The following is a 26,248-nucleotide window of genomic DNA, read 5'->3' as shown; positions in this document are numbered from 1 at the left end:
GCGGATAAACCCGTGACCACATGATGAGGTGTACCTATGTCTGATCAAGATCAAGACAACCCCCGGCGTGACTTTTTACGCAAATCCTTGACCTTGATCCCGGTGGTCACGGTTGCCAGCACCGGCCTTGGTGGTTCGATGTTGATGGCCACGCCAGAGCCGGCCCAGGCCGAACCGGCCAAGCCTGCGGTCAGCGATAAAGCCTACGAGCCAAGCTATTTCACGGCCGAGGAATGGGCGTTTATCAACGCCGCCGTCGAGCGCTTGATTCCCGCTGACGCCCAGGGCCCAGGCGCCTTGGAGGCTGGCGCGCCGGAATACATCGACCGCCAGATGAACACCCCTTACGCCAGTGGCGCCCTGTGGTTCATGCAAGGCCCGTTCAACGCCGATGCGGCACCGGAGATGGGCTGGCAGAGCAAATTGGTGCCCAAGGAGATCTATCGCCTGGGTATTGCTGCCACGGATGCGTGGTCGAAGGCGTTCAACGGTAAAGCTTTTGCTGCGCAAGACAGCGCTACCCGAGACGATATGCTGAGGCGTCTGGAAGCTGGCGGCAGCGAAGTGGCGGCGCATTTCGACGCCGTGCCGCCCAAGATGTTCTTCAACCTTTTGCTGCAAAACACCAAGGAAGGCTTCTTTTGCGACCCTATCCACGGTGGCAATAAAGGCATGGTCGGCTGGACCATGATCGGCTTCCCCGGCGCCCGCGCCGACTTCATGGATTGGGTGGAACGCAACGAGCAATACCCCTTCCCGGCTGTTTCCATTCGCGGTGAGAGGGCATAAACGTGGCGACCATCATGAAGAAAGTGGATGCAGTGATTGTGGGCTTCGGCTGGACGGGCGCGATCATGGCCAAAGAGCTGACAGAAGCAGGCCTCAACGTGGTAGCGCTGGAGCGCGGCCCGATGCAGGACACTTACCCAGACGGCAACTATCCACAGGTCATCGACGAATTGACCTACAGCGTGCGTAAGAAGCTGTTCCAGGACATCTCCAAAGAAACGGTGACCATTCGCCACAGCGTAAATGACGTCGCCCTGCCCAATCGTCAGTTGGGCGCTTTCTTGCCGGGTAATGGCGTTGGTGGTGCGGGGCTGCACTGGTCGGGCGTGCATTTTCGCGTCGACCCGATTGAGCTGCGCATGCGCAGCCATTACGAAGAGCGCTACGGCAAGAACTTCATTCCCAAGGACATGACCATTCAGGACTTCGGCGTCAGCTATGAAGAGCTGGAGCCGTTTTTCGACTATGCGGAAAAAGTCTTTGGCACCTCCGGCCAAGCCTGGACGGTCAAGGGCCAACTGGTCGGCGAAGGTCGTGGCGGCAACCCCTACGCGCCAGATCGTTCCAACCCGTTCCCGCTGGAAGCGCAGAAAAATACCGTCTCCGCCCAGCTGTTTCAGAAAGCGGCGACCGACGTCGGTTACAAACCTTACAACCTGCCGTCGGCCAACACGTCGGGGCCGTACACCAACCCCTACGGTGCGCAGATGGGCCCGTGCAACTTCTGCGGCTTTTGCAGTGGCTACGTGTGCTACATGTACTCCAAGGCCTCGCCGAACGTGAACATCCTGCCGGCCTTGCGCCAGGTGCCGAACTTCGAGCTGCGGCCCAATTCCCACGTGCTCAAGGTCAACCTCGACAGCACCAAGAAGAAAGCCACCGGCGTGACCTACATCGACGCTCAGGGCCGCGAATGTGAACAGCCGGCGGACCTGGTGATTCTTGGCGCCTTCCAGTTCCATAACGTGCGCCTGATGCTGCTGTCCGGCATCGGCAAACCCTACGACCCGATTACCAACGAGGGTGTGGTAGGCAGGAACTTCGCCTACCAGAACATGGGCACCATCAAGGCGTTCTTCGACAAGGACACCCACACCAACAACTTTATCGGCGCGGGCGGCAATGGCGTGGCCATCGACGACTTCAACGCCGACAACTTTGACCACGGCCCTCACGGCTTCGTGGGTGGCTCGCCGATGTGGGTCAACCAGGCGGGCAGCCGGCCGATTGCCGGTACGTCCAACCCACCGGGCACCCCGGCCTGGGGCAGCGCCTGGAAGCGCGCCACCGCCGATTACTACACCCATCAGGTCTCCATGGACTCCCACGGAGCCCATCAGTCCTACCGCAGCAACTACTTGGATCTGGACCCGGTTTACCGCGATGCCTACGGCCTGCCGCTGCTGCGCATGACCTTCGACTGGCAAGAAAACGACATCAAGATGAACCGCTTCATGATGGAAAAAATGGGCAAAGTGGCCCAGGCCATGAACCCTAAGGCCATCGCCGTGCTGGGTAAAAAGGTCGGTGAGCATTTCAATACCGCCTCCTACCAGACCACCCACCTCAACGGTGGCGCGATCATGGGCACCGACCCGAAAACCAGTGCGTTGAACCGCTACTTGCAGAGCTGGGATGTGCACAACGTATTTGTCCCCGGTGCTTCCGCTTTCCCACAAGGTTTGGGCTATAACCCGACCGGCCTGGTGGCAGCGTTGACCTATTGGTCGGCTCGAGCGATTCGCGAGCAGTACCTCAAAAACCCCGGCCCACTGGTTCAGGCATAAGGAGCGATGACCATGAAAGCACTCGTTATCGCCTCCTTGGCGCTGTTCAGCAGCTGCTCGATCAGCGCTGCCGAAACTGATTTGATCAAGCAGGGCGAGTACCTGGCGCGTGCCGGTGACTGTGTCGCCTGCCATACCGCCAAGGGTGGCAAGCCCTTCGCTGGTGGCCTGCCGATGGAAACACCCATTGGCGTGATCTATTCCACCAACATCACCCCGGACAAGACCGGCCTGGGCGACTACAGCTTCGAGGATTTCGACAAGGCCGTGCGCCATGGCGTCGCCAAGAACGGTAGTACGCTTTACCCGGCGATGCCCTACCCGTCTTACGCGCGCGTCAGCGACAGCGATATGCAAGCGTTGTATGCGTACTTCATGAAGGGGGTCGAACCGGTCGCTCAAGAAAACAAGGACAGCGATATTCCCTGGCCCCTGAGCATGCGTTGGCCGCTGGCGGCCTGGCGCTGGATGTTTGCCCCGGCGGTCGAGGCGCATCAGCCGCAAGCCGCCGCCGACCCGGTGATCGATCGCGGTGCCTACCTGGTGGAAGGTCTCGGACATTGCGGCGCTTGCCATACGCCGCGCGCCCTGACCATGCAGGAAAAAGCCCTGAGTGCCACGGACGGCAGCGACTTCCTGTCTGGCAGTGCGCCGTTGGAAGGCTGGATTGCCAAAAGCCTGCGCGGCGACCACAAGGACGGCCTCGGCAGCTGGAGCGAGGAGCAACTGGTGCAGTTCCTCAAGACCGGTCGCAGCGACCGCAGTGCGGTGTTCGGCGGCATGAGTGATGTGGTGGTGCACAGCATGCAGTACATGTCCCAAGAGGATCTGACCGCTATCGCCCGTTACCTCAAGAGCCTGCCGGCGGTCGATCCCAAGGACCAGCCGCACCAGTACGACAAGCAGGTAGCGCAAGCGTTGTGGAAGGGCGATGACAGCAAGCCAGGTGCGTCGGTGTATATCGACAACTGTGCGGCCTGCCACCGTACCGACGGCCATGGCTATACGCGCGTGTTCCCGGCGCTGGCGGGCAACCCGGTGTTGCAGGCGGCAGATGCCACGTCGTTGATCAACATTGTGTTGAACGGCGGCACCTTGCCGGCCACCCATGCGGCGCCGTCCACCTTTACCATGCCGGCGTTCGCCTGGCGTCTGTCGGACCAGGAAGTGGCGGATGTGGTGAGTTTTATCCGTGGCAGCTGGGGCAACCAGGGCGCGCCGGTCAAGGCGAGCGATGTGGCGGATCTGCGCAAAAACGATCTGCACACCACCTCGGGCGATGATCTGGGGCAGGTGACGCAAAAGCACTGATAAGCTCGCTGGCCGCCCAACGGCACTGGTCAGAAACCTCGCGCCTCGATACTGTATATAAAAACAGTATCGAGGCGTTTTCATGTCTACTGCGCTGCCGCCCCGTGGCCGGGGTACGGCCACCAACCTGCACAATCGCTTTGCACCCACCGTCAGCGTGGCCGAGGACGACGGCTGGTACCAGGAAGTGCCGCCGACCCAAGGCACCGAAGTGCGTATCGAAACGGCCAAGACCATCATCACCCGCAACAACTCCCCGGACTTGCCGTTTGATCGGTCCATCAACCCGTATCGCGGTTGTGAGCATGGTTGCATCTACTGCTATGCGCGGCCCAGCCATGCCTATTGGGACATGTCGCCCGGGCTGGACTTTGAAACCAAATTGATTGCCAAGAGCAACGCGGCCGATGTGCTGGAACAGCAGCTGTCCAAGCCGGGCTACGTGTGCGCGCCGATCAACCTGGGCTCCAATACCGATCCGTACCAGCCGATCGAGCGTGAATACCGGATTACCCGGCAAACCCTTGAAGTACTGCTGCGCTACCGCCACCCGGTGACCATCATCACCAAGGGCTCGCTGATCCTGCGCGACCTCGACCTGTTGACCGAGTTGGCCCGCCAGCGCCTGGTGGCAGTGATGATCAGCCTCACCAGCCTGGACGATGAGCTCAAGCGCATCCTGGAACCGCGCACGGCAGCGCCCAAGGCGCGGCTGCGGGCGATTCGGGTGATGCGCGACGCGGGCATTCCGGTGGGCGTGCTGTGCTCGCCGATGATCCCGATGATCAACGACAGTGAACTGGAGAGCCTGCTTACCGAAGCTCACGCGGCCGGCGCACAAAGCGCGGCGTATATGATGCTGCGCCTGCCGTTGGAGGTGGCGCCGTTGTTCGAGGAGTGGCTGGCGGCCCATTACCCGCAGCGTGCGGCCCATGTGATGAGTCTGGTGCGCCAGGTACGCGGGGGGCAGGTGTATGACAGCCGGTTTGGCGTGCGCATGCGCGGTGAGGGGCCGTTTGCCGATTTGCTGGCGCAGCGTTTCAGCAAGGCAATCAAACGCCTTGGGCTGAATCGGCGGGAAGGGTTCAACCTCGATTGCACAGCGTTTTGCCCACCGGGCAGGCAGATGGCTTTGTTGTAGACTGATGGGGAAACGTGCACCTTTGCTGTAGGAATAGTCGCGTTTTGACATCACTGAAACCCGCGTTCTAGAGCGGTTCATTCAGTTTGAGTTAAGTTTCGGCGGTTACCTTGTTCAGCGAGTGACTGATGAGTCGGCGGCTTGGCCGGTGTGTGTTTTACAACTATTTCACCGCCATGGCGTCGAACTGACCTGAACCCTCCCCTGCATTGATCAAGAGGATGAATCATGAGTGACAAGGATAAACAGCCGTTGGCTGCGTCGGCTTCAGCCCCTCAGGTGGCGGAATCCGCCGATGCAGCGCTGCAGCATATCGTTGACGGCTTTTTGCATTTCCATCACGACGTCTTCCCCCAGCAGGAAGAACTCTTCAAGAAACTCGCCACTGCCCAGAGCCCACGGGCAATGTTCATCACCTGCGCCGACTCGCGCATCGTGCCCGAGCTGATCACCCAAAGCTCCCCAGGCGACCTGTTCGTGACCCGTAACGTCGGTAACGTGGTGCCGCCCTACGGCCAGATGAACGGCGGTGTTTCCACGGCTATCGAATACGCGGTGCTCGCCCTTGGCGTACAGCACATCATCGTGTGCGGGCATTCGGACTGCGGCGCCATGCGTGCCGTGCTCAACCCCGACAGCCTGGAAAAGATGCCGACGGTCAAGGCCTGGCTGCGTCACGCCGAGGTCGCCAAGACCATGGTCCATGACAACTGCGACTGCGCCAACGAAGGCGAGAGCATGGCGGTGCTGACCGAAGAAAACGTCATCGCCCAGCTGCAACACTTGCGCACCCACCCTTCCGTGGCTTCGCGCATGGCCAATGGTCATTTGTTTATCCATGGTTGGATCTACAACATCGAGACCAGCGAAATACGGGCCTACGATGCGGACAAAGCGGCGTTCCGACCGCTGAACGGCACCGAGCCGATCCCTTCAGCGACGCCTAAAGCGCGCTTCTAAAACACTTCCCTGCCGGGTAATGCGGTGGCTGCCATGGATGCAGCCAGGCTTTACCGCGCCCGGCGAATGCCTCGGGAGAGTCATCATGCGTGCTGCTCAATTGAAAGCTGTATTGCCACGGGAGCTGCTCGCCTCGGTGGTTGTTTTTCTGGTCGCCTTGCCACTGTGCATGGGCATCGCAATCGCGTCCGGCATGCCGCCGGCCAAGGGCCTGATCACAGGCATCATCGGTGGCCTGGTGGTGGGCTGGCTGGCCGGCTCGCCGCTGCAGGTCAGCGGCCCGGCGGCAGGTCTGGCGGTGTTGGTGTTCGAACTGGTGCGCCAGCACGGCATGCTGATGCTGGGGCCGATCCTGTTGCTGGCCGGCTTCCTGCAACTGGTGGCCGGGCGTTTGCGCCTGGGTTGCTGGTTTCGCGTTACCGCCCCGGCGGTGGTCTACGGCATGTTGGCCGGGATTGGCGTGTTGATCGTGTTGTCGCAGATCCATGTGATGCTCGACGGCGCGCCCAAGCCGTCAGGGCTGGATAACCTGGCAGGCTTCCCGGCAGCGCTGGCTGAAGCGATTCCGACCTTCGGCGGCGGGCTCGGCTGGCAGGCTGGCGTACTCGGCTTGTCGACGATGTTGGTGATGTACCTGTGGGACAAATTCCGCCCGCAACCACTACGGTTTGTGCCGGGTGCGTTGCTTGGCGTGGGCCTGGCGACCGTCGCCAGCCTGGTGCTGGCGCTGCAGGTCAAGCGCGTGGAGGTCCCGGAAAACCTGGCGGACGCTATCGACTGGCTGCGCCCCAGCGACTTGCTGAACCTGGCTGATCCACAGCTGCTGATCGCGGCATTCGCCGTAGCGTTTATTGCCAGTGCCGAAACCCTGCTGTCTGCCGCAGCGGTGGACCGCATGCACAGTGGTCAACGTTCCGATTTCGACAAGGAATTGTCGGCCCAAGGGGTCGGCAACATGCTTTGCGGCCTGGTGGGGGCATTGCCAATGACCGGTGTGATCGTACGCAGCTCGGCTAACGTCCAGGCCGGTGCTACCACGCGTCTGTCGGCGATGTTCCATGGCCTGTGGCTGCTGGGCTTCGTACTGTTGCTGTCGAGCGTGCTGCAAAGCATTCCGGTCGCGAGCCTGGCGGGTGTGCTGGTGTACACCGGCATCAAGCTGGTGGACGTCAAGGCGTTCAAGGCGCTGGGGCGTTATGGGCGGATGCCGATGTTCACCTACGCGGCCACCGCGCTGGCAATTATCTTTACCGATTTGCTGACTGGCGTGCTGGTGGGCTTCGGGCTCACATTGCTCAAGTTGGCCTTCAAGGCTTCGCGCCTGAAAGTCAGCCTGATCGACCTGCCCCAGGAAGGTGAGATGGAGCTGCGTTTGACGGGGGCGGCGACCTTTCTGAAGGTGCCGGCGTTGACTCAGGTGCTGTCGGCTGTGCCTGCGGGGACCACCTTGCATGTGCCGCTGAGCAACTTGAGTTACATCGACCACTCTTGCCTGGAGTTGCTGGAAGAATGGGGCCGGGCCAATGCGGCCAAGGGCTCGACGTTGGTGATCGAGGCGCGTGGGTTGAAGCGTCGGTTGGAAGGTCGGGTGAGAACGACAGTGGGGATCGGCTCAGCGCCTGCCTGAACAGCACAACACCCGGTTCTTTGTAGGAGCGAGCTTGCTCGCGAAAAACCCTAACGATAACGCGTGCTTGCTGAGTAAACGCGGCGTCTGTGAGTTTTTCGCGAGCAAGCTCGCTCCTACAAAAAGCGTGTTCAGCTCCCCTGTTGGAGCTGTGATTTATGCTGGCTGATCCAGTGTCAGCTCAACCCCGAGCTGGCGCGACAGGCATGGCCAGCGCTTCCAGGACGCTTCGGTCAGCGGGCTCTTGAGCTGTTCGCGATAGGCCTCGACCGACTCCAGCGCAAAGCTTTCCTCGTTAAGCATCTCATCCACCGCCAGGTGCACGGCTTCATCCAATTGGTTGGCGAAGTCTTCACCGATCAGTCGATGGGCGATCACGTTGGCCACGGTGGTATCCGCTGGAATCAGCGGCTGGCCGAAATGCTTGATGTACAGATCGTTCACTTCTTCGACCAGGCGATGCGCCAGGTAGGCCTCATCCAGCAGGCCATCAAGGCCGTCGTGGCCGGCCAGGATCGCGGGCGGCTGCAGGAAGAAATGTTCAGCGATTTTCAGTACCGGCTTGATCTGGCTTTCAATCCCGGCCTCACGGGCCACGTCATTGGCGGCGTCGAGCAAATCAGGAACCAGGTCGATGTAAGCGGTCACAAAACGCGTCATGACGATGTTGCGATCGCCCTCAGCCAGAGAAATGGCCGAGTGCAGGTGCGGCAATTGTTGTTCTAGCTGAATGGCAAGTTGGCCGGTGGTGGCTTCGTGTTGATGGGCACGGGAAATCTGCTCGCGCAATGCGGCGGTGTTCATGAGGGCTCCAGTGAAGCAGGCGTAGGAAAAGGGAAAAGACAAGGTAGTTCGTTTATACGAGCGCCTAAGACGCATTTGTCATAATTATTTCATGGTTATAGGCAGGGGTTATATCGAAATGCCATCGTTCGTCGGATAAACGATTCCGCCGCCCATTTTACGGGCTCCGTCTGTCTGTTTCTATTCATTTGCCCCCACACATTGCGGGGTTGCTACGGCTGTCTATACTCGATTTTGTACGCAATTAGCTGATGACGCCCAACTGCATGACGCAGGCAAGGCTTGGCGGTTGTAAGCAGTATGGAAGCCGCTCCCTTCGCCGCAGGTGCAAACCGGCGGGATAACAAGAAACATAAAGGGGAACCCGCAATGACGCGACATCCACACGTTTGGATGGGCCTCCTGTTGTGGTCGGTATTCGGCCAGGCGCACGCCGCCTGGACTACGAATATGGCGCCAGGGGCTACTGAAGTCAGCCACGCTGTGTTTGACCTGCACATGACCATTTTCTGGATCTGTGTGGTGATCGGCATCGTCGTGTTTGGCGCGATGTTCTGGTCGATGATCCTGCACCGTCGATCCACGGGCCAGGTAGCGGCCAAGTTCCACGAAAGCACCACCGTGGAAATCCTCTGGACGGTGGTGCCCTTGCTGATTCTGGTGGCCATGGCCATTCCGGCCACCAAGACCCTGATCAACATCTACGACAGCAGTGAATCGGATATCGATATCCAGGTCACCGGCTATCAGTGGAAGTGGCACTACAAATACCTGGGGCAGGACGTGGAGTTCTTCAGCAACCTGGCCACGCCCGCCGAGCAGATCCATAACCAGGCCACCAAGGGCGAACACTACCTGTTGGAAGTCGACCAGCCGCTGGTATTGCCGGTGGGCGCCAAGGTGCGCTTTCTGGTGACCGCCGCCGATGTGATCCACTCCTGGTGGGTGCCGGCCTTTGCGGTCAAGCGCGACGCCATCCCCGGCTTCGTCAACGAGGCCTGGACCCGCGTCGAGAAGCCCGGCATCTACCGTGGCCAGTGCGCCGAACTGTGTGGCAAGGACCATGGCTTCATGCCCATCGTGGTTGAGGTCAAGTCCAAGGCTGACTACGACACCTGGCTGGGCGAGCGCAAGGAGGAGGCGGCCAAGCTCAAGGAACTGACCTCCAAGGAGTGGACGCTGGACGAGCTGGTGGCCCGTGGCGACAAGGTCTATCACACCACCTGCGTGGCCTGTCACCAGGCTGAGGGCCAAGGCCTGCCACCGATGTTCCCAGCGCTCAAGGGCTCGAAAATCGCCACCGGGCCGGCCAAAGACCATCTGAGCATCGTGTATCACGGCAAGCCCGGCACCGCGATGGCAGCCTTCGGCAAGCAGCTCTCTGAAGTGGATATCGCCGCCGTGGTGACCTATGAGCGTAACGCCTGGGGCAATAACAAAGGCGACATGGTCACGCCCAAAGACGTGCTGGCTCTGAAACAGGCGGAAAGCAAATGACGACTTTCATTGCCAATGCCCTGAATCGCCCCGCTCACTCGCTTGCAGGAGAACGGCCATGAGCACTGTGATCGACCATGGTCATGCCGACCATGCCCACGGCCCCGCCAAAGGCTTGATGCGCTGGGTGCTGACCACCAACCACAAAGACATCGGCACCATGTACCTGTGGTTTGCCTTCACCATGTTCCTGCTCGGCGGCTCGTTCGCCATGGTGATCCGCGCCGAGTTGTTTCAGCCAGGCCTGCAGATCGTGCAACCGGCGTTCTTCAACCAGATGACCACCATGCACGGCCTGATCATGGTGTTCGGCGCGGTGATGCCGGCGTTTGTCGGCCTGGCCAACTGGATGATCCCACTGATGATCGGCGCGCCGGACATGGCCCTGCCGCGCATGAACAACTTCAGTTTCTGGCTGCTGCCGGCCGCGTTTCTGCTGCTGGTGTCTACCTTGTTCACACCCGGCGGTGGGCCGAATTTCGGTTGGACCTTCTATGCCCCGCTCTCCACCACCTATGCGCCGGAAAGCGTGACGTTCTTTATCTTTGCCATTCACCTGATGGGCATCAGTTCGATCATGGGTGCAATCAACGTGGTCGCCACCATCCTCAACCTGCGCGCGCCGGGCATGACCCTGATGAAAATGCCGCTGTTCGTGTGGACCTGGCTGATCACCGCGTTCCTGCTGATCGCGGTGATGCCGGTACTGGCGGGTTGCGTGACCATGATGCTGATGGACATCCACTTTGGCACCAGCTTCTTCAGTGCGGCCGGTGGTGGCGATCCGGTGCTGTTCCAGCATGTGTTCTGGTTCTTCGGGCATCCCGAGGTGTACATCATGATCCTGCCGGCCTTTGGCGCCGTCAGCTCGATCATCCCGACCTTCTCGCGCAAGCCGCTGTTCGGTTACACCTCGATGGTCTACGCCACTGCGAGCATCGCGTTCCTGTCGTTCATCGTGTGGGCGCACCACATGTTCGTGGTGGGCATTCCGCTGGTGGGTGAGCTGTTCTTCATGTACGCCACCCTGCTGATCGCCGTGCCCACCGGGGTGAAGGTGTTCAACTGGGTCAGCACCATGTGGCAAGGCTCACTGACGTTCGAGACGCCGATGTTGTTTGCGGTGGCCTTTGTGATCCTGTTCACCATCGGCGGTTTTTCCGGGCTGATGCTGGCGATTGCCCCGGCGGACTTCCAGTACCACGACACCTACTTCGTGGTGGCGCATTTCCATTACGTACTGGTGCCCGGCGCGATCTTCGGGATCTTCGCCTCGGCCTACTACTGGCTGCCGAAATGGACCGGCCACATGTACGACGAAACCTTGGGCAAGCTGCACTTCTGGTTGTCTTTCGTGGGCATGAACATGGCGTTCTTCCCCATGCACTTCGTAGGGCTGGCCGGTATGCCGCGTCGGGTGCCGGACTACAACCTGCAGTTCGCTGACTTCAACATGGTCTCGTCCATCGGGGCCTTCATGTTTGGCGCCACGCAGATCTTCTTCCTGTTCATTGTCATCAAGTGCATCCGTGGCGGCTCGCCTGCGCCGGCCAAGCCGTGGGATGGCGCCGAGGGCCTGGAATGGAGCGTGCCCTCGCCGGCGCCGTATCACACGTTTACAACGCCGCCGGAGGTCAAATGAACAGACTGTTGCGTTGCGAACCGGATCAGTGTGGGAGCGGGCTTGCTCGCGAAGACGGTGTGTCAGTCAACGTTTTCGTTAGCTATGAAACCGCTTTCGCGAGCAAGCCCGCTCCCACATTGACCGAGTTCGGCTCGGGTGGGCGCCATGGCTGACTCCGTACCGCTCAAGCGCCTGGTCACCCGCCTGCTGATCCTGGTGCTGGCAATGTTCGCCTTCGGCTTCGCCCTGGTGCCGATCTATGACGTGATGTGCAAGGCATTCGGCATCAACGGCAAGACCGCCGGGCAGTACGAAGGTGAGCAAATGGTCGACCCCTCGCGCCAGGTGCGGGTGCAGTTCCTGTCCACCAACGCCATCGACATGGTCTGGGAATTTCATTCCAAGGCCGATGAGATTGTGGTCAACCCCGGTGCAGTCAACGAGATGCTGTTCGTGGCCTACAACCCCACCGATAAGCCGATGACCGCCCAGGCGATACCCAGTATTTCCCCGGCCGAAGCCGCGATGTACTTCCACAAGACCGAATGCTTTTGCTTCACCCAGCAAGTGTTGCAGCCCGGTGAGCGCATTGAGATGCCCGTACGTTTCATCGTCGACCGCGCGATGCCCAAGGATGTGAAGCATTTGACCCTGGCGTACACGCTGTTCGATATCACTGCGCGCCAGCCGCCCGTGGCCGTCAGGACCGGGGGCTAGCTACTGTTTGCCCCCTCAATCAGGAGAGCGAATACATGTCGACTCATGATACGTACTACGTACCAGCGCAAAGCAAATGGCCAATAATTGCCACGATTGGCCTGCTGGTCACCGTGTATGGCCTGGCCGTGTGGTTCAACGACTTGAAGGCCGCCCGCCCCGAATCCCACGGGCCGTGGATCTTTTTCGTGGGTGGTTTGTTGCTGGCCTACATGCTGTTTGGCTGGTTTGGCGCGGTGATCAAGGAGAGCCGCGCCGGGCTGTACAGCGCGCAGATGGACCGCTCGTTCCGCTGGGGCATGACGTGGTTCATCTTTTCGGAGGTGATGTTCTTCATCGCCTTTTTTGGTGCGCTGTTCTACGTGCGCGTCTGGGCCGGGCCTTGGTTGGCGGGCGAGGGCCCCAAGGGCATCGCCCACATGCTGTGGCCGAACTTTGAGTTTGCCTGGCCCCTGCTGAACAACCCCGACCCCAAGCTCTACCCTGCGCCCAAAGGCACCATCAGCCCCTGGGGCCTGCCATTGGTCAACACCATCCTGCTGGTGAGTTCCAGCGTGACCATCACCATTGCCCATCATGCCCTGCGCAAAGGCCATCGTGGTGCACTGAAACTCTGGCTGGCGATCACCGTGCTGCTGGGCCTGGCGTTTCTTGGGTTCCAAGCTGAGGAATACATCCACGCCTACAAAGAGCTGGGCCTTACCCTGGGCTCAGGTGTGTACGGCGCCACGTTCTTCATGCTCACGGGCTTTCACGGCGCCCACGTGACCATCGGCACCATTATTTTGTTTGTGATGCTGATGCGCATCCTGCGTGGGCATTTCAATGCCGAGCACCAGTTCGGTTTTGAGGCGGCCAGTTGGTATTGGCACTTTGTGGACGTGGTGTGGATCGGGCTGTTTTTCTTCGTGTATGTGCTGTGACGCCGCTTACCACGGCGCATGAGAGACCAGTTGGCCGCTGAAAAAGCCCCAGGCGATCAAGCCCACGGTGATCACGGCCAGCGTGACACGCACGGTCAAGGCAGTGACGAGGCGGTTGGAGTTGCTCTCGTCCTTGACCAGGAAGAACAAGCCACTGAACAGGCTCACGACGGTCGCGATCAGCATCAGGGCAATGGCGGCTTTGAGCATGGTCTGGCTCCGGGCTTATTGAAGGAGGGGCGATGAGATCGAGTATAGCCAGTGCCCTGCAACGCTTTCGTCCGGGCATCGCGCCGACGCTGGTGGTGCTGGTGTTGCTGCCATTGATGGTGGGCCTGGGGTTCTGGCAACTGTCCCGTGGGCACGAAAAGCAACTGCTGGTAGACCGTTATGCCGAGCGCCGCGCGGCTGAGCCGGTCAGCAGTGCGCAACTCAATGACATGGCTGATCCGGCCTTCCGTCGCGTTCATCTTCGCGGGCAACTGGATGGCGAACACAGCGTATTGCTGGATAACCGCATGCGTGACGGCAAGGCCGGCGTCGAGTTGCTGCAACCCTTCCATGACCAGGCCAGCGGCCAATGGCTGTTGCTCAATCGCGGCTGGCTGCCCTGGCCGGACCGGCGTATCGCGCCCGCCTTTACTACCCCTGAACAGACGCTGAACCTCGACGCCTGGGTGTACGTGGCCCCTGGCCAGACCTTCCAATTGCATGCCGACCCCGCCAGCACGCAGTGGCCGCGCCTGCTGACCGCACTGCACCCCGCCGCGCTGTGGGACGAACTGGAGCGCAGCGGTTTTGCCTATGAACTGCGTGCCGAAGCGGGCCCCGGTACCTACGAAACCCAGTGGCCCATCGTCGCCATGGGCCCGGAAAAACACCTGGCCTACGCCGTGCAATGGTTCGCCATGGCCGTGGCGTTGCTGGCGCTTTACCTCTACCTCGGATGGCATAACAAAAAGGAGAAGCCCCATGGGAGCGGCCATGAATCCACCCAGCACATCTGACACGCCTGATCGGCGCAAGGGTCGCTGGCAGCTGATTTTGATCCTGATGATGGTGATCGGCCCGATGGCGCTAGCCACCTTCATGTACAAATTGCAGTTCTGGGTGCCGGACAGCCGCAGCTACCACGGCGAACTGATCGGCAACGGCCAGACCCGCGCCGACATCGGTGTGCAGGCCGATGAACAGCGCTGGCAACTGCTGGTCACCGCCCCCACCGCCTGCGCTGCCGATTGCCAGCAACTGGTGTACCTGGCGCGTCAGCTGCAGATCAGCCTTGGCCGTGATGCGTCCCGTGCCAGCCATGCCCTGGCCGGCGCGCAACCTTTGAGCCGCGAATACGAGGCCAAGCTCAAGGCCGAATATCCACAGCTGCAGCGCTACCCGCTGGATGTGTCGACCTTTGCCAGGAACGCTGCCGCACCCGGCGATGCGCAACTGTGGATCGTCGACCCTCACGGCAATCTGGTGCTGCGCTACGACGCCAAGGTCAAGGGCAAGGACTTGCTCAACGACCTGCGCCTGCTGTTGAAACTGTCGAACATCGGATAAGGGCACCGTCATGGCCAAGCCTGGATTTCGCCTCGCGCTGTTTGCCACCTTGCTGGCGTTGTTTGTCGTACTGCTCGGCGCCTATACCCGCCTGACCCACGCCGGCCTCGGCTGCCCGGACTGGCCGGGTTGCTATGGCTTTATCAGCGTGCCCCAAAGCGAAGCCCAACTGGCCCATGCCGAGTTGCACTTTCCTGATACGCCGGTGGAGGCCGACAAAGGCTGGGCCGAGATGACCCATCGCTACTTCGCGGGCAGCCTGGGCCTGATGATCGCGCTGCTGGCGGCGCGTTCGTGGCGTCATCGACGTGATCCGGGCCAGCCATTGAAGCTGCCGCTGTTCCTGCTGGCGGTGGTATTCGCCCAGGCGGCGTTTGGCATGTGGACCGTGACCTTGAAGCTCTGGCCGCAAGTGGTCACGGGGCATCTTTTGGGCGGCTTTGCGACCTTGAGCCTGCTGTTTCTGCTGACGCTGCGGCTGTCTGGTGTACTGCCGGCGTTGGTCGTGCCCAAGCGCCTGCAGTATTGGGCAACGGCGGGCCTGGTGCTGGTGATCGGGCAGATCGCCCTGGGCGGCTGGGTCAGTTCCAACTACGCAGCGGTGGCCTGTGTCGATTTGCCTACCTGCCATGGTCAGTGGTGGCCGACGGCGGACTTTGCCAATGGCTTTCACCTGACCCAGCACATCGGCCCCAATTACCTGGGCGGGCAGCTCGACAGCGAGGCGCGCACTGCTATCCACCTGACGCATCGCATCGGCGCCGTGCTGGTCACGCTGGTGTTGCTCGGCTTGGCCTGGCAACTGCGGGCAGTGGGGATGACGCGCCTGGCCGGCCTGCTGTTGATCGCCCTGGCCGCGCAAATCTGCCTGGGGCTGAGCAATGTGGCGTTCGGCCTGCCGCTGCCGGTGGCGGTCGCGCACAACGCTGGCGGGGCAACGTTGTTGTTGACGCTGGTGCTGGTCAATTACCACGCGCGCACCAGCCTGGTTCGGGTGCGTCACCCGCGTCTGTTCGGCTGGCGTTTTATCCTGCGCAAACAGGGGGCGGGCCTGATGACTCTTAAAGGAGAACTGCCATGGCGACCGTGATCGGCGCACGTCGCGACCGGGCGATCTGGCGTGACTATCTGGAGCTGACCAAGCCCAAAGTCGTGGTGCTGATGCTGATCACCTCGCTGGTGGGCATGTTCCTCGCCACCCGCGCCGGGGTGCCCTGGACCGTGCTGGTGTTCGGCAACCTTGGCATTGCCCTGTGTGCCGGCGGCGCGGCGGCGGTGAACCATGTGGTCGATCGACGGATTGATGCCGTGATGGCGCGCACTCACAAACGACCGATGGCTGAGGGGCGTGTCTCGCCGATGGCGGCGTTAGCGTTTGCGTTGTTCCTGGCGATTGCAGGGTTGGCCCTGCTGCTGGCGTTCACCAACCCGCTGGCGGCCTGGCTGACCTTGGCTTCGCTGCTGGGTTATGCGGTGATCTACACCGGCTTTCTCAAGCGAGCCACGCCGCAGAATATCGTCATCGGCGGTCTGGCCGGTGCGGCGCCGCCGCTGCTGGGCTGGGTGGCTGTCACCGGGCATGTGAGTGCCGAACCCTTGCTGCTGGTGCTGATCATCTTCGCCTGGACCCCGCCACACTTCTGGGCCCTGGCTATTCACCGCAAAGAGGAATACGCCAAGGCCGACATCCCGATGCTGCCGGTCACCCATGGCGAGCACTACACCAAGGTGCATATCCTGCTGTACACCTTCGCCCTGCTGGCGGTGAGCCTGATGCCCTACGTTATCCACATGAGCGGGCTGCTCTACCTGGCCTGTGCGCTGGTATTGGGTGCGCGCTTTCTGCAATGGGCCTGGGTGTTGTACCGTGGCAGCCAGCCGCACGCGGCGATCAACACGTTCAAGTACTCTATCTGGTACTTGCTGCTGCTGTTTATCGCCCTGCTCGTAGACCACTACTTATTGTTGAACCTATGACTCGAACTCAAAAAACCGTCTTCATCCTCGTGGCCCTGGTGGCGTTGATCATGGGCCTGACCGTCAACAAAGTGCTCTCGGGCAAAGGCCAGGGCGATCCCACCGCGCTGATCGACGCGGGCATCATTCTGCTGCCACAAAGCCGTCAGTTGCCGGCGGTGACGATGACCGACCAGGAAGGCCAGCCGGTGCTGGTCAATGAGTTGAAGGGCAAATGGAGCCTGCTGTTTTTTGGCTACACCTTCTGCCCGGATATCTGCCCGACCACCCTCGCCCAGCTTCGCCAGATCAAGAGCGAACTGCCTAAAGAGGCTGTGGATAAGTTGCAGGTGATCCTGGTCAGCGTCGATCCGCACCGCGATACCCCGGTGCAGCTAAAGCAGTACCTGGGTTACTTCGACCCACAGTTCCAAGGCCTGACGGGCGCGAACGTAGAGGATGTGCAGAAGGTTTCGAATGCGGTGAGCATTCCCTTCATTCCGGCGGATACCAGCAAGCCGAACTACACCGTCGACCACAGCGGTAACCTGGCACTGATCGGCCCGGATGGTACCCAGCGTGGGTTTATTCGTGCGCCGTTGAACAACCAGAAGTTGGTGGCGCAGTTGCCGGGGTTGCTGCAGCGCAATTGAGCACCTGATGATCGTTCCCACGCCCTGCGTGGGAACGCAGTTAGGGACGCTCTGCGTCCCCAAGCGTGACGCAGAGCGTCACAAGAGGCGTTCCCACGCGGAGCGTGGGAACGATCAGATCGGGCGGGGTCAGAACGCTGGCTTGATCGCGCCTTTGTACTTCTCTTCGATGAATTTCTTCACTTCAGGCGTGTGCAGGGCTGCAACCAGCTTCTTCACCGCGTCTGCATCTTTGTTGTCTTCGCGGGTTACCAGGATGTTCACGTAAGGCGAATCGCTGCCTTCGATCACCAGAGCATCCTTGGACGGGTCCAGCTTGGCTTCCAGGGCGTAGTTGGTGTTGATCAGCGCCAGGTCGACCTGGGTCAGCACGCGCGGCAGGGTGGCGGCTTCCAGTTCGCGGAATTTGAGTTTTTTATCGTTGCCGGTGATGTCCTTGATGGTCGACAGGATGTTGGTCGGGTCCTTCAGGGTGATCAGGCCGTTCTTGGCCAGCAGCAGCAAGGCACGGCCGCCGTTGGTGGCGTCGTTCGGGATCACCACATTGGCGCCGTCAGGCAGGTCGGCCAGTTTTTTGTACTTGCTGGAGTAAGCGCCCAGCGGTTCCAGGTGCACGGCGCCGACGCTCACCAGGTGAGTGCCTTTGGCCTTGTTGAATTCATCCAGGTACGGCTGGTGCTGGAAGAAGTTGGCGTCCAGGCGTTTCTCAGCCACCTGTACGTTCGGCTGCACGTAGTCGGTGAAGACTTTGACCTTCAGGTCCACGCCTTCTTTGGCCAGGGCAGGCTTCACGAATTCGAAGATTTCGGCGTGAGGCACCGGCGAAGCAGCGACCGTAATGGTCTCGGCGTGGGCGGAAAACGCAGCCACGGCGGCGAAAGCAACCAGTAGTTTTTTCATCCAGCAAGCTCCTTGTTCGGGCATCTGCCGGCTGTGTGCCGGCAATGGCCGTTATTTACGAGAAAAGTGCACCACCAGCCGGTCGCCGACGGTTTGCAGAATTTGCACCAGAATCAACAGCATCACCACCGTGACCACCATCACATCGGTCTGGAAGCGCTGGTAGCCAAAACGGATGGCCAGGTCGCCCAGGCCGCCAGCACCGACCACACCAGCCATTGCGGTGTAGGAAACCAGTGTAATCGCCGTCACCGTAATCGCTGCGAAGATGCCAGGGCGGGCTTCGGGCAACAGGGCGTTGGTGATGATCTGGCGGGTGGTAGCGCCCATGGCCTGGGTGGCTTCGATGATGCCACGGTCCACTTCGCGCAGAGCGGTTTCCACCAGGCGCGCAAAGAATGGTGTGGCGCCGACGACCAGCGGAGGGATCGCGCCGGCCACACCCAGGGACGTGCCGGTGATCAGTACCGTGAACGGAATCATCACGATCAGCAGGATGATGAATGGCAGCGAGCGCAGGATGTTTACAATCAGCGACAGCAGCGCGTACAGGCCTTTTTGTTCGAACAGCTGGCGCGGGCTGGTCAGGAACAACAGCACGCCCAGGGGCAGGCCCAGCAGCACGGTGAAGAACAGTGAGCCGAACAGCATGGTCATGGTGTCGCCGGTGGCGAGCCAGATTTCAGACCAGTCGATATTGGCGAAGAAACTCAGGAAAACGTCCATCAGCGCAGCACCTCCATGTGAACGTCGGCGGCGGTGAAGCGTGCAAACGCGGCTTCCATGTCACCGCCGGTGACGGCGAGGGTCAGTTGCCCGTAAGGGATGTCTTTGATGCGGTCGATACGACCGGCAAGGATGCTGTAGTCCACCCCGGTTTCCCGGGCGACGGTACCCAGTAGTGGCGCGTAGGTCGCGTCCCCTTGGAACGTCAGGCGCACGATACGGCCTGGCACATGGGCAAAGTCGTCGCGCTGCTCGCCTTCGTCCACTTGTTCAGCTTCTTGTACGAAGCGTTTGGTGGTCGGGTGCTTGGGGTGCAGGAACACGTCGGCCACCGAGCCTTGCTCGACGATCACGCCGGCGTCCATCACTGCGACCTGGTCGCATACGCGGCGGATCACGTCCATTTCATGGGTGATCAACACGATGGTCAGGTTCAGCTCGCGGTTGATCTCGGCCAGCAATTGCAGGACCGACGCCGTGGTTTGCGGGTCGAGGGCGCTGGTGGCTTCGTCGCACAGCAGGATTTTTGGCTTGGTCGCCAGGGCTCGGGCGATGCCGACGCGCTGTTTCTGGCCGCCGGACAACTGTGCCGGGTACTTCTTGGCGTGGTCCGACAGGCCGACGCGGGCGAGCAGTTCAGCCACGCGTTGGTCGATTTCCTTGCGCGACAGTTCACCGGCCAGGGTCAGCGGCAGCGCGACGTTGTCGGCCACGGTCTTGGACGCCAGCAAGTTGAAGTGCTGGAAGATCATGCCGACCTGCTGGCGAAAGCGCCGCAGGCCGTTGGCGTCTAGCGCAGTAACTTCTTCGCCATCCACCTTGATCTGGCCGCCACTGGGCTCTTCCAGGCGGTTGATCAGGCGCAGCAGGGTGCTTTTACCGGCACCCGAGTGGCCAATCAGGCCAAACACCTGGCCGTTCTCGACGCGCAGGCTGGTGGGGTGCAGGGCGGGAATATCCTTACCGGCGACGCGGTAGGTTTTGTGGACGTTTTGAAACTCGATCACGTAGCGAACCTTGTGGGGCGCATTGAAAAGGGATCAGCGGTTAGCCGGGCGCGCATTTTAGCCTGTCCGTATAGCGTTTCTTAGCATTTATTTCGTATTCATCCAGTCATTTGGCAATAACGCGATCAAAGGTCATAAAAAAGGAACGGTGCAAAACCGAGTCAGTCACTACTTAAGCAACTCGATTTCCCAGGTGCCGTGCCTGGGGTTTTGCTCAAACGAGCCGGGGACCGCTCTGGCCACTTTGAATAAGGAGTTTTGACTGATGAGTACCAAGAAGCCAGCCACCCCGCCCAAGAGTGAACTTGCGGGTACCGATACCCTGGACCGTGGCAACACCAACGCCAAACTGCAGGCGTTGGAAGAATTCCGTTCCGATGCGACCGGCCAGGCCCTGCGCACTAATCAGGGCGTGAAGATTTCCGATAACCAGAACAGCCTCAAAGTTGGCGCTCGCGGCCCGTCGCTGCTCGAAGACTTCATCATGCGTGAAAAGATCACGCACTTCGACCATGAGCGCATCCCGGAGCGCATCGTGCATGCCCGTGGTACGGGCGCCCATGGCTATTTCCAGAGTTACGGCGACCATTCGGCGCTGACCAAGGCAGGTTTCCTGCGCACGGCTGAGCATAAAACCCCAGTGTTCGCGCGTTTTTCCACGGTGCAGGGCCCGCGCGGTTCCGGTGATACCGTGCGCGACGTTCGCGGGTTTGCCGTGAAGTTCTTCACCGACGAAGGCAACTTCGACCTGGTGGGCAACAACATGCCGGTGTTTTTCATCCAGGATGCGATCAAATTTCCAGACTTCGTCCACGCGGTGAAACCCGAGCCTCATAACGAGATCCCTACCGGCGGTTCGGCCCACGATACGTTCTGGGACTTTGTCTCGCTGCAACCGGAGTCGGCGCACATGGTGATCTGGGCCATGTCCGACCGCGCCATTCCAAAAAGCCTGCGCGCCATGCAGGGCTTTGGGGTGCACACCTTCCGGTTGATTAATACCGAAGGTAAGTCCAGCTTCGTGAAATTCCACTGGCGTCCGAAAGTCGGCACCTGCTCGCTGGTATGGGATGAGGCGCAAAAGCTGGCCGGTAAAGATACTGACTACCACCGTCGTGACTTGTGGGAAGCGATTGAAAGCGGCGATTACCCCGAGTGGGAGTTGGGCGTGCAGATCGTGGCCGAAGAAGACGAGCATAAGTTCGATTTCGACTTGCTCGACCCGACCAAGATCATTCCCGAAGAGCTGGTACCGATCACGCCGCTGGGCAAAATGGTGCTCAACCGTAACCCGGACAACTTCTTCGCTGAAGTCGAGCAGGTTGCGTTCTGCCCAGGCCACATCGTGCCGGGCATCGACTTCACCAACGACCCGTTGCTGCAGGGCCGTCTTTTTTCCTACACCGATACCCAGATCAGCCGACTGGGCGGGCCGAACTTTCATGAGATTCCAATCAACCGGCCTGTCGTGCCGTTCCATAACGGCCAGCGCGACGCTCAGCATCGTACGGTGATCGATAAAGGCCGTGCGTCCTACGAACCAAACTCCATTGATGGTGGCTGGCCGAAGGAAACCCCTGCTGGTCCTACCGATGGTGGCTTTGAGTCCTACTACGAGCGCGTCGATGCCAACAAAGTACGTGAGCGCAGCGAATCCTTCGGTGACCATTTCTCCCAGGCCACGCTGTTCTACAACAGCATGAGCCACCACGAGAAAGAGCACATTATCGCGGCCTACAGCTTTGAGCTGGGCAAGGTGGAGCGCGAGTTCATCCGTGCGCGTCAGGTCAACGAGATCCTGGCCAATATCGATCTGGAGCTGGCCAAGCGCGTTGCGCAGAACCTGGGCTTGCCAGCGCCAACCAAGGGCACGGTGCCTGCCCGTGAAACGTCGTTGAAAGAGTCGCCAGCCTTGAGCCAGGTGAACTTGCTATCGGGCGATATTAAAACGCGCAAAGTGGCGATTCTGGCAGCCAACGGCGTTGATGGTGCGGCCATTGACGCGCTAAAAGCAGCGTTGGAAGCAGAAGGCGCTCATGCCAAGTTGTTGGGGCCTACTTCGGCGCCTGTGACCACTGCGCAGGGCAAGACGCTGCCGGTCGACGCCTCGATGGAAGGCATGCCGTCCATTGCCTTCGACGCAGTGTTTATCCCAGGCGGCAAGGAGTCCGTGAAGGCGCTGAGCGGTGATGGTGTGGCGTTGCATTACGTACTGGAAGCCTACAAACACCTGAAGGCGATTGCGGTAGCCAGTGATGTGAAACCCTTGCTGGATCTGCTGAAACTGGAGGCGGATGCAGGGTTGATCGTGGGCGCGGATGCCAAGGCGTTCAAGGCCTTCTTTGCGGCGATTGCCCAGCATCGAGTGTGGGAGCGTGAGCCGAAATCCAAGGCGATTCCGGCTTAACTTATCGGTTGTTTGTTAGGTCTTCATCGCAGGCAAGCCAGCGCTGGCTTGCCTGCGATGCTTTTAGTCCGCCTTGCGCGGAATCAGCACAACCTGCGCCGGAATATGTTTCAGGATTTGCCGGTGAATCTTCAGGTCATACCCCGAATCAATCCGCTTGACCCGCTTGGTCAGTAACGTGGCCAGCCACGGGTAATCCTGGGTACGTGGCACCTGGATGCTGACGTCGCACTGGTAATTCACCACGTCGGTGGCGATCGCGTCCAACTGATGGCGCATATCTTCGACATCCGCCAGGTTCAGCGCCACGGTGGTGCTCGGCGCTGCCGGGTCGATGACCTTGGCGGCGGGCTTGGCTTCAGCGGCTTTCAACGCGGCTTCTGCCTGGTCCAATTCGGCTTTGCGCGCATGGCTGATGGCGCTGTTGACGCCCCCCGTCAGCGCAGGGGCCTTGGGCATCAAGGCGCGGGCACGGCTCAGGGCCGTGGCGGCAGCGTTGACATCGCCCTTTTGCAGCACGATCTGGCTGCGCTGCAGGTAGGCTTCGGCCAATTGACGCTGGTAGGCCTCAAGTGCCGGGTCGTTGGGCGATTGGGCCTGCAGTGCGGCCAACTGGTCTTCGGCGGTGGCCAATTCGCTGCTGGCCAGGTTTTGTTCCAGCTGCGCGATGGCCGCAGCGCGCGGATCCGGAGCCTGGGGGGCGGCGGGCGGCGTACTTTGGCAGGCGCCCAGCAGCAGTGAAAATGCGGCAAGGAGCAGATAACGGGAGGTGAACGGCTTCATTCCTGCGACTCTCTATTTGCGCAAAAAGCGAGCAAGTCTACACCCCTCGACGGGGCAGGACAAAACTCAGCAGAAACAGGGCGGCCGCCGTAACCACAATCGACGGCCCGGCCGGTGTGTCCTTGAACCAGGACAGCGCCAGGCCACCACACACTGCAAGCATCCCCAGGAGGCTGGCGCCAATCGCCATCTGCTCCGGAGAGCGAGCGTGGCGCTGGGCGGCGGCGGCTGGAATGATCAGCAGCGACGTGATCAACAATACGCCGACAATCTTCATCGCGACAGCAATCACCACGGCGATGAGCAACATCAGCGCCATACGCAGGCCTGCGACGGGCAAGCCCTCTACCTTGGCAAGTTCTTCATGCACGGTGATCGCCAGCAACGGGCGCCACAGGGTCACCAGCAACACCAGCACGGCAGCGCTGCCGCCGAGGATCCAGGCCAAGTCAGTGGGGCTGATAGCCAGCAGGTCGCCGAACAGGTAGGCCATCAGGTCGATGCGCACTTCATGCATGAAGCTCAGCACCACCAGGCCCAGGGACAAGGTACTGGGCGCAAGGATGCCCAGCAGTGTGTCGGAAGCCAGTGGCTGGCGTTGCTGCAGGGTCACCAGCAGCACCGCCAGCAGCAGGCAACCGACGGTCACCGCGATGGCCGGGCTTACATCCAGCAGAAAACCCATGGCCACGCCCAGCAAGGCGGCATGGGACAAGGTGTCGCCGAAATAGGCCATGCGCCGCCAGACCACAAACGAGCCCAGTGGGCCCGCCACCAGAGCCAAAGCCAAGCCTGCCAGCAGGGCGTAGAGCAGAAAATCAGCCATGCTTGCAGCTATCTCCATGAACGTGGGGGGTATCGACGACGGCGCCATGCAGGTCATGGGCGTGGTCGTGGTGGTGATGATAGATCGCCAGGCTCTGGGCGTTCTTGCCGAACAGCTCCACGAACGCCGGGTCGCCACTGACTTGTTCCGGGTGGCCGGAGCAGCACACGTGGCGGTTGAGGCAGACCACTTGGTCGGTGGTGCTCATCACCAGGTGCAAGTCGTGGGAGACCATCAGCACGCCGCAACCATGGCGGTCGCGCAGGCGGGTGATCAGGCTGTACAGCTCGGCCTGGCCGGCGACATCGACACCTTGCACCGGCTCATCGAGTACCAGCAATTCGGGCTCGCGCAGCAAGGCGCGGGCCAGCAGCACGCGCTGCATTTCGCCGCCGGAGATGCTTTGCACGGGGTTGTCGATGACGTGTTCGGCGCCCACTTCCTTAAGCGCAGCCTGGGCGCGGGCGCGGTCTACGCCGGGCACCAGGCGCAGGAAGCGCAATACGGAGAGCGGCAACGTCGGGTCCACATGCAGCTTTTGCGGCATATAACCCACGCGCAGCTTGGGCTTGCGCCAAACCGTGCCGCTGTGTGGCTTGAGCAGCCCGAGTACGGCGCGCACCAGGGTGGTCTTGCCAGCGCCGTTGGGGCCTATCAGGGTGACGATTTGCCCCGGTTCCACGCTCAGTGCGATGTTTTCCAGCACGTTTTGCCCGGCGAACGTGACCCCGACCTGCTCCAGGCGGATTAACGCATTGCTCATCAAACCCCCTGGCAGCCTGCGCACAGGCCGACCACTTCGACCGTTTGCCCCTCGACCTTGAAGCCAACGTCGGCAGCGCTTTTGACAATGGCGTCGCTGATGCTTTTTTGTTCAAGCTCAATGGCGGCGTGGCACTCGCGGCAGATCAGGAACTGACCTTGGTGCGCGTGCTCCGGGTGGTTGCAACCGACAAAGGCGTTGAGCGAGGCGATACGGTGCACCAGGCCGTTTTCCAGCAGGAAATCCAGTGCACGGTAAACGGTAGGCGGTGCGGCGCGGCGGCCGTCCTGCTCGCTGAGGACGCCGAGAATGTCGTACGCGCCCAAAGGCTTGTGGCTCTGCCACACCAGCTCCAGCACCCGGCGACGCAAGGCGGTCAGGCGCAAGCCTTTCTTCGCGCACAGGGTGTCGGCCTCTGACAATGCGGTGTGCACGCAGTGAGAGTGGTCGTGGGGACGGCTGGCAAGCGGTGTTTTAGGCATGAGCGGCGACAGATATTTGATAGAGACGTTATTATGTTACCCGTTCCTACGCCATCGAGTGGTCATCGTGTCCCGACTTTTTCCCGTTTTTGTCGTATTTGTCACCAGTTTGTTCGTTGCGGGTGCCGCTCAGGCCGAGGTCAAGGTGCTGACGAGCATCAAGCCGTTGCAACTGATTGCCGCTGCCGTGCAGGACGGGGTGGCTGTTCCAGAGGTATTGCTGCCGCCGGGGGCGTCGCCGCATAACTTTGCTTTGCGCCCATCCGACGTACGGCGCGTGCAGTCGGTCGACCTGCTGTACTGGATTGGGCCGGACATGGAAACGTTTTTGCCGCGTGTGCTTAAAGGCCGTACAGCGGCAACGGTGGCCGTGCAGGACCTGCCGGGCATGAAACTGCGCATTTTCGGCGAAGATAGCCATTCCCATGCCGATGAAGCCGACGAGCATGATCACGACCACCGCCCAGGCAGTGTCGATGCGCACCTGTGGCTGTCGACCGTCAATGCGCGCGTGATCGCCGCACGGATGGCGGCCGACCTCAGCGCCGCCGACCCGGCCAATACCGAGCGTTATCAGAGCAATGCCAAAGCCTTCGAAGAACGCCTGAACGCGCTGGATGCGCGCCTGAAGCAGCGTTTGGCGGGGGTTGATGGCAAGCCCTACTTCGTGTTTCACGAAGCCTTTGATTACTTCGAAGAGGCGTACGGCTTGAAGCATGCGGGCGTGTTCAGCGTGGCCGCCGAAGTACAGCCGGGCGCTCAGCACGTAGCGGCGATGCGCGCGCGTTTGCAGGAAGTGGGCAAGACGTGCGTGTTCAGCGAGCCGCCGTTGCGACCTCGCTTGGCCGAAACCCTGGTTGCCGGGTTGCCGGTGAAGTTGGCGGAGTTGGATGCGTTGGGTGGCTATACGCCGGCCACCGCGCAGGGTTATGAGCAGGTGCTGGAAAAGCTCGGCAATGACCTCGCCGGTTGCCTGGAGTCGCTCTAACAGGCAACACAAAACCCCTG

26 protein-coding genes are annotated in these 26,248 nt (G+C 60.9%); 17 read left to right on the top strand and 9 right to left on the bottom strand.

What is annotated here, in order from left to right:
- The first annotated feature begins 36 nt into the window (after nt 1-36).
- From CRN80_RS08170 to CRN80_RS08145, 6 genes are all read left to right on the top strand, one after another.
- The gene (locus CRN80_RS08170) at nt 37-789 is read left to right on the top strand and encodes a gluconate 2-dehydrogenase subunit 3 family protein (protein ID WP_003187325.1); all 753 of its coding nucleotides are present in this window, start codon (nt 37-39) and stop codon (nt 787-789) included.
- Nucleotides 790-791: 2 nt separating this feature from the next.
- Nucleotides 792-2,576 carry a GMC family oxidoreductase gene (locus CRN80_RS08165; RefSeq protein WP_032894333.1) on the top strand — a complete coding sequence of 595 codons (1,785 nt, stop codon included), beginning with the start codon at nt 792-794 and terminating at the stop codon, nt 2,574-2,576.
- A gap of 12 nt (nt 2,577-2,588) precedes the next feature.
- Nucleotides 2,589-3,887 carry a cytochrome c gene (locus CRN80_RS08160; RefSeq protein WP_098949926.1) on the top strand — a complete coding sequence of 433 codons (1,299 nt, stop codon included), beginning with the start codon at nt 2,589-2,591 and terminating at the stop codon, nt 3,885-3,887.
- A gap of 82 nt (nt 3,888-3,969) precedes the next feature.
- Entirely contained in the window at nt 3,970-5,028 is a 1,059-nt protein-coding gene (locus CRN80_RS08155; RefSeq protein ID WP_098949925.1) for a PA0069 family radical SAM protein, read from the top strand.
- 228 nt (nt 5,029-5,256) lie between these two features.
- Nucleotides 5,257-5,988, top strand: a complete 732-nt coding sequence (locus CRN80_RS08150) for a carbonic anhydrase (protein WP_003187331.1) — start codon at nt 5,257-5,259, stop codon at nt 5,986-5,988.
- Between the two features lie 85 nt (nt 5,989-6,073).
- Entirely contained in the window at nt 6,074-7,615 is a 1,542-nt protein-coding gene (locus CRN80_RS08145; protein ID WP_032894330.1) for a SulP family inorganic anion transporter, read from the top strand.
- Nucleotides 7,616-7,771: 156 nt separating this feature from the next.
- On the opposite strand, the gene CRN80_RS08140 is transcribed toward CRN80_RS08145, so the two are convergent.
- Nucleotides 7,772-8,419: a hypothetical protein gene (locus tag CRN80_RS08140; RefSeq protein WP_032894329.1), complete on the bottom strand. Its 648-nt coding sequence runs from the start codon at nt 8,417-8,419 to the stop codon at nt 7,772-7,774.
- Between the two features lie 369 nt (nt 8,420-8,788).
- Between CRN80_RS08140 and coxB the strand changes: the two genes are divergently transcribed.
- From coxB to CRN80_RS08120, 4 genes are all read left to right on the top strand, one after another.
- On the top strand, nt 8,789-9,916 hold the full coding sequence (gene coxB, locus CRN80_RS08135) for a cytochrome c oxidase subunit II (RefSeq protein ID WP_032894328.1): 1,128 nt from the start codon (nt 8,789-8,791) through the stop codon (nt 9,914-9,916).
- A gap of 58 nt (nt 9,917-9,974) precedes the next feature.
- On the top strand, nt 9,975-11,558 hold the full coding sequence (gene ctaD / locus CRN80_RS08130) for a cytochrome c oxidase subunit I (protein WP_032894327.1): 1,584 nt from the start codon (nt 9,975-9,977) through the stop codon (nt 11,556-11,558).
- 147 nt (nt 11,559-11,705) lie between these two features.
- Nucleotides 11,706-12,257, top strand: coding sequence for a cytochrome c oxidase assembly protein (locus CRN80_RS08125; RefSeq protein WP_003187340.1), 552 nt, complete (start codon nt 11,706-11,708; stop codon nt 12,255-12,257).
- Between the two features lie 35 nt (nt 12,258-12,292).
- Nucleotides 12,293-13,180 carry a cytochrome c oxidase subunit 3 gene (locus CRN80_RS08120; protein ID WP_003187344.1) on the top strand — a complete coding sequence of 296 codons (888 nt, stop codon included), beginning with the start codon at nt 12,293-12,295 and terminating at the stop codon, nt 13,178-13,180.
- Nucleotides 13,181-13,186: 6 nt separating this feature from the next.
- On the opposite strand, the gene CRN80_RS08115 is transcribed toward CRN80_RS08120, so the two are convergent.
- Nucleotides 13,187-13,390, bottom strand: coding sequence for a twin transmembrane helix small protein (locus CRN80_RS08115; protein WP_098949924.1), 204 nt, complete (start codon nt 13,388-13,390; stop codon nt 13,187-13,189).
- A 32-nt stretch (nt 13,391-13,422) separates the two neighbouring features.
- Between CRN80_RS08115 and CRN80_RS08110 the strand changes: the two genes are divergently transcribed.
- Genes CRN80_RS08110 through CRN80_RS08090 form a run of 5 tightly spaced genes read left to right on the top strand, consistent with a single transcriptional unit; the run spans nt 13,423 to nt 17,346 of the window.
- Nucleotides 13,423-14,187 carry an SURF1 family protein gene (locus tag CRN80_RS08110; RefSeq protein ID WP_098949923.1) on the top strand — a complete coding sequence of 255 codons (765 nt, stop codon included), beginning with the start codon at nt 13,423-13,425 and terminating at the stop codon, nt 14,185-14,187.
- Nucleotides 14,153-14,737, top strand: a complete 585-nt coding sequence (locus CRN80_RS08105) for a hypothetical protein (protein ID WP_044270269.1) — start codon at nt 14,153-14,155, stop codon at nt 14,735-14,737. Before CRN80_RS08110 ends, CRN80_RS08105 begins: the two co-directional genes overlap by 35 nt.
- Before the next feature lie 10 nt (nt 14,738-14,747).
- Nucleotides 14,748-15,827, top strand: coding sequence for a heme A synthase (locus tag CRN80_RS08100; protein WP_098949922.1), 1,080 nt, complete (start codon nt 14,748-14,750; stop codon nt 15,825-15,827).
- Nucleotides 15,815-16,714 carry a heme o synthase gene (cyoE, locus tag CRN80_RS08095; RefSeq protein WP_032894322.1) on the top strand — a complete coding sequence of 300 codons (900 nt, stop codon included), beginning with the start codon at nt 15,815-15,817 and terminating at the stop codon, nt 16,712-16,714. The genes CRN80_RS08100 and cyoE overlap by 13 nt, the downstream gene beginning before the upstream one ends.
- A complete protein-coding gene (locus CRN80_RS08090; protein ID WP_098949921.1) occupies nt 16,711-17,346 on the top strand; it encodes an SCO family protein in 636 nt (211 codons plus the stop codon). The genes cyoE and CRN80_RS08090 overlap by 4 nt, the downstream gene beginning before the upstream one ends.
- Nucleotides 17,347-17,475: 129 nt before the next feature.
- Here the strand turns inward: CRN80_RS08090 and CRN80_RS08085 are convergent, their stop codons facing one another.
- From CRN80_RS08085 to CRN80_RS08075, 3 genes are read right to left on the bottom strand one after another with little or no spacing between them, the layout of a single operon-like run.
- A complete protein-coding gene (locus CRN80_RS08085) occupies nt 17,476-18,246 on the bottom strand; it encodes a MetQ/NlpA family ABC transporter substrate-binding protein (protein WP_098949920.1) in 771 nt (256 codons plus the stop codon).
- A gap of 51 nt (nt 18,247-18,297) precedes the next feature.
- Nucleotides 18,298-18,972 carry a methionine ABC transporter permease gene (locus CRN80_RS08080; RefSeq protein WP_003187354.1) on the bottom strand — a complete coding sequence of 225 codons (675 nt, stop codon included), beginning with the start codon at nt 18,970-18,972 and terminating at the stop codon, nt 18,298-18,300.
- On the bottom strand, nt 18,972-19,979 hold the full coding sequence (locus tag CRN80_RS08075; RefSeq protein ID WP_034129230.1) for a methionine ABC transporter ATP-binding protein: 1,008 nt from the start codon (nt 19,977-19,979) through the stop codon (nt 18,972-18,974). Before CRN80_RS08075 ends, CRN80_RS08080 begins: the two co-directional genes overlap by 1 nt.
- A 265-nt stretch (nt 19,980-20,244) precedes the next feature.
- Between CRN80_RS08075 and katE the strand changes: the two genes are divergently transcribed.
- The gene (gene katE, locus CRN80_RS08070) at nt 20,245-22,386 is read left to right on the top strand and encodes a catalase HPII (RefSeq protein ID WP_032894316.1); all 2,142 of its coding nucleotides are present in this window, start codon (nt 20,245-20,247) and stop codon (nt 22,384-22,386) included.
- 63 nt (nt 22,387-22,449) lie between these two features.
- On the opposite strand, the gene CRN80_RS08065 is transcribed toward katE, so the two are convergent.
- Genes CRN80_RS08065 through zur form a run of 4 tightly spaced genes read right to left on the bottom strand, consistent with a single transcriptional unit; the run spans nt 22,450 to nt 25,240 of the window.
- Complete coding sequence (locus tag CRN80_RS08065; RefSeq protein ID WP_014716334.1) at nt 22,450-23,169, bottom strand: PA5502 family lipoprotein; 720 nt, start codon at nt 23,167-23,169, stop codon at nt 22,450-22,452.
- A gap of 37 nt (nt 23,170-23,206) precedes the next feature.
- Nucleotides 23,207-23,995: a zinc ABC transporter permease subunit ZnuB gene (gene znuB, locus CRN80_RS08060; protein WP_003187359.1), complete on the bottom strand. Its 789-nt coding sequence runs from the start codon at nt 23,993-23,995 to the stop codon at nt 23,207-23,209.
- Nucleotides 23,988-24,758 (bottom strand): zinc ABC transporter ATP-binding protein ZnuC, encoded by a 771-nt coding sequence (znuC, locus tag CRN80_RS08055; RefSeq protein WP_003187361.1) that lies wholly within the window; start codon nt 24,756-24,758, stop codon nt 23,988-23,990. The genes znuB and znuC overlap by 8 nt, the downstream gene beginning before the upstream one ends.
- Entirely contained in the window at nt 24,758-25,240 is a 483-nt protein-coding gene (gene zur, locus CRN80_RS08050; protein ID WP_003187362.1) for a zinc uptake transcriptional repressor Zur, read from the bottom strand. Before zur ends, znuC begins: the two co-directional genes overlap by 1 nt.
- 58 nt (nt 25,241-25,298) lie before the next feature.
- Here zur and CRN80_RS08045 point away from each other — a divergent pair, with 58 nt between their 5' ends.
- Entirely contained in the window at nt 25,299-26,228 is a 930-nt protein-coding gene (locus tag CRN80_RS08045; RefSeq protein ID WP_098949919.1) for a zinc ABC transporter substrate-binding protein ZnuA, read from the top strand.
- Nucleotides 26,229-26,248 lie beyond the last annotated feature (20 nt).

It is taken from the genome of Pseudomonas sp. FDAARGOS_380, assembly GCF_002591235.1.
GTDB lineage: Bacteria > Pseudomonadota > Gammaproteobacteria > Pseudomonadales > Pseudomonadaceae > Aquipseudomonas > Aquipseudomonas salmasensis.
Note: the sequence above shows the minus strand (reverse complement) of the source record. Positions and strands in the feature narration are given on the sequence as shown.

Excerpts from the sequence above, each read along its gene's own strand:
- CRN80_RS08170 (WP_003187325.1), top strand. The coding sequence starts at position 37 with ATGTCTGATCAAGATCAAGACAACCCCCGGCGTGACTTTTTACGCAAA.
- CRN80_RS08160 (WP_098949926.1), top strand. The coding sequence starts at position 2,589 with ATGAAAGCACTCGTTATCGCCTCCTTGGCGCTGTTCAGCAGCTGCTCG.
- CRN80_RS08155 (WP_098949925.1), top strand. The coding sequence starts at position 3,970 with ATGTCTACTGCGCTGCCGCCCCGTGGCCGGGGTACGGCCACCAACCTG.
- CRN80_RS08150 (WP_003187331.1), top strand. The coding sequence starts at position 5,257 with ATGAGTGACAAGGATAAACAGCCGTTGGCTGCGTCGGCTTCAGCCCCT.
- CRN80_RS08145 (WP_032894330.1), top strand. The coding sequence starts at position 6,074 with ATGCGTGCTGCTCAATTGAAAGCTGTATTGCCACGGGAGCTGCTCGCC.
- CRN80_RS08140 (WP_032894329.1), bottom strand. The coding sequence starts at position 8,419 with ATGAACACCGCCGCATTGCGCGAGCAGATTTCCCGTGCCCATCAACAC.
- coxB (WP_032894328.1), top strand. The coding sequence starts at position 8,789 with ATGACGCGACATCCACACGTTTGGATGGGCCTCCTGTTGTGGTCGGTA.
- ctaD (WP_032894327.1), top strand. The coding sequence starts at position 9,975 with ATGAGCACTGTGATCGACCATGGTCATGCCGACCATGCCCACGGCCCC.
- CRN80_RS08125 (WP_003187340.1), top strand. The coding sequence starts at position 11,706 with ATGGCTGACTCCGTACCGCTCAAGCGCCTGGTCACCCGCCTGCTGATC.
- CRN80_RS08120 (WP_003187344.1), top strand. The coding sequence starts at position 12,293 with ATGTCGACTCATGATACGTACTACGTACCAGCGCAAAGCAAATGGCCA.
- CRN80_RS08115 (WP_098949924.1), bottom strand. The coding sequence starts at position 13,390 with ATGCTCAAAGCCGCCATTGCCCTGATGCTGATCGCGACCGTCGTGAGC.
- CRN80_RS08110 (WP_098949923.1), top strand. The coding sequence starts at position 13,423 with ATGAGATCGAGTATAGCCAGTGCCCTGCAACGCTTTCGTCCGGGCATC.
- CRN80_RS08105 (WP_044270269.1), top strand. The coding sequence starts at position 14,153 with ATGGGAGCGGCCATGAATCCACCCAGCACATCTGACACGCCTGATCGG.
- CRN80_RS08100 (WP_098949922.1), top strand. The coding sequence starts at position 14,748 with ATGGCCAAGCCTGGATTTCGCCTCGCGCTGTTTGCCACCTTGCTGGCG.
- cyoE (WP_032894322.1), top strand. The coding sequence starts at position 15,815 with ATGGCGACCGTGATCGGCGCACGTCGCGACCGGGCGATCTGGCGTGAC.
- CRN80_RS08090 (WP_098949921.1), top strand. The coding sequence starts at position 16,711 with ATGACTCGAACTCAAAAAACCGTCTTCATCCTCGTGGCCCTGGTGGCG.
- CRN80_RS08085 (WP_098949920.1), bottom strand. The coding sequence starts at position 18,246 with ATGAAAAAACTACTGGTTGCTTTCGCCGCCGTGGCTGCGTTTTCCGCC.
- CRN80_RS08080 (WP_003187354.1), bottom strand. The coding sequence starts at position 18,972 with ATGGACGTTTTCCTGAGTTTCTTCGCCAATATCGACTGGTCTGAAATC.
- katE (WP_032894316.1), top strand. The coding sequence starts at position 20,245 with ATGAGTACCAAGAAGCCAGCCACCCCGCCCAAGAGTGAACTTGCGGGT.
- CRN80_RS08065 (WP_014716334.1), bottom strand. The coding sequence starts at position 23,169 with ATGAAGCCGTTCACCTCCCGTTATCTGCTCCTTGCCGCATTTTCACTG.
- znuB (WP_003187359.1), bottom strand. The coding sequence starts at position 23,995 with ATGGCTGATTTTCTGCTCTACGCCCTGCTGGCAGGCTTGGCTTTGGCT.
- znuC (WP_003187361.1), bottom strand. The coding sequence starts at position 24,758 with ATGAGCAATGCGTTAATCCGCCTGGAGCAGGTCGGGGTCACGTTCGCC.
- zur (WP_003187362.1), bottom strand. The coding sequence starts at position 25,240 with ATGCCTAAAACACCGCTTGCCAGCCGTCCCCACGACCACTCTCACTGC.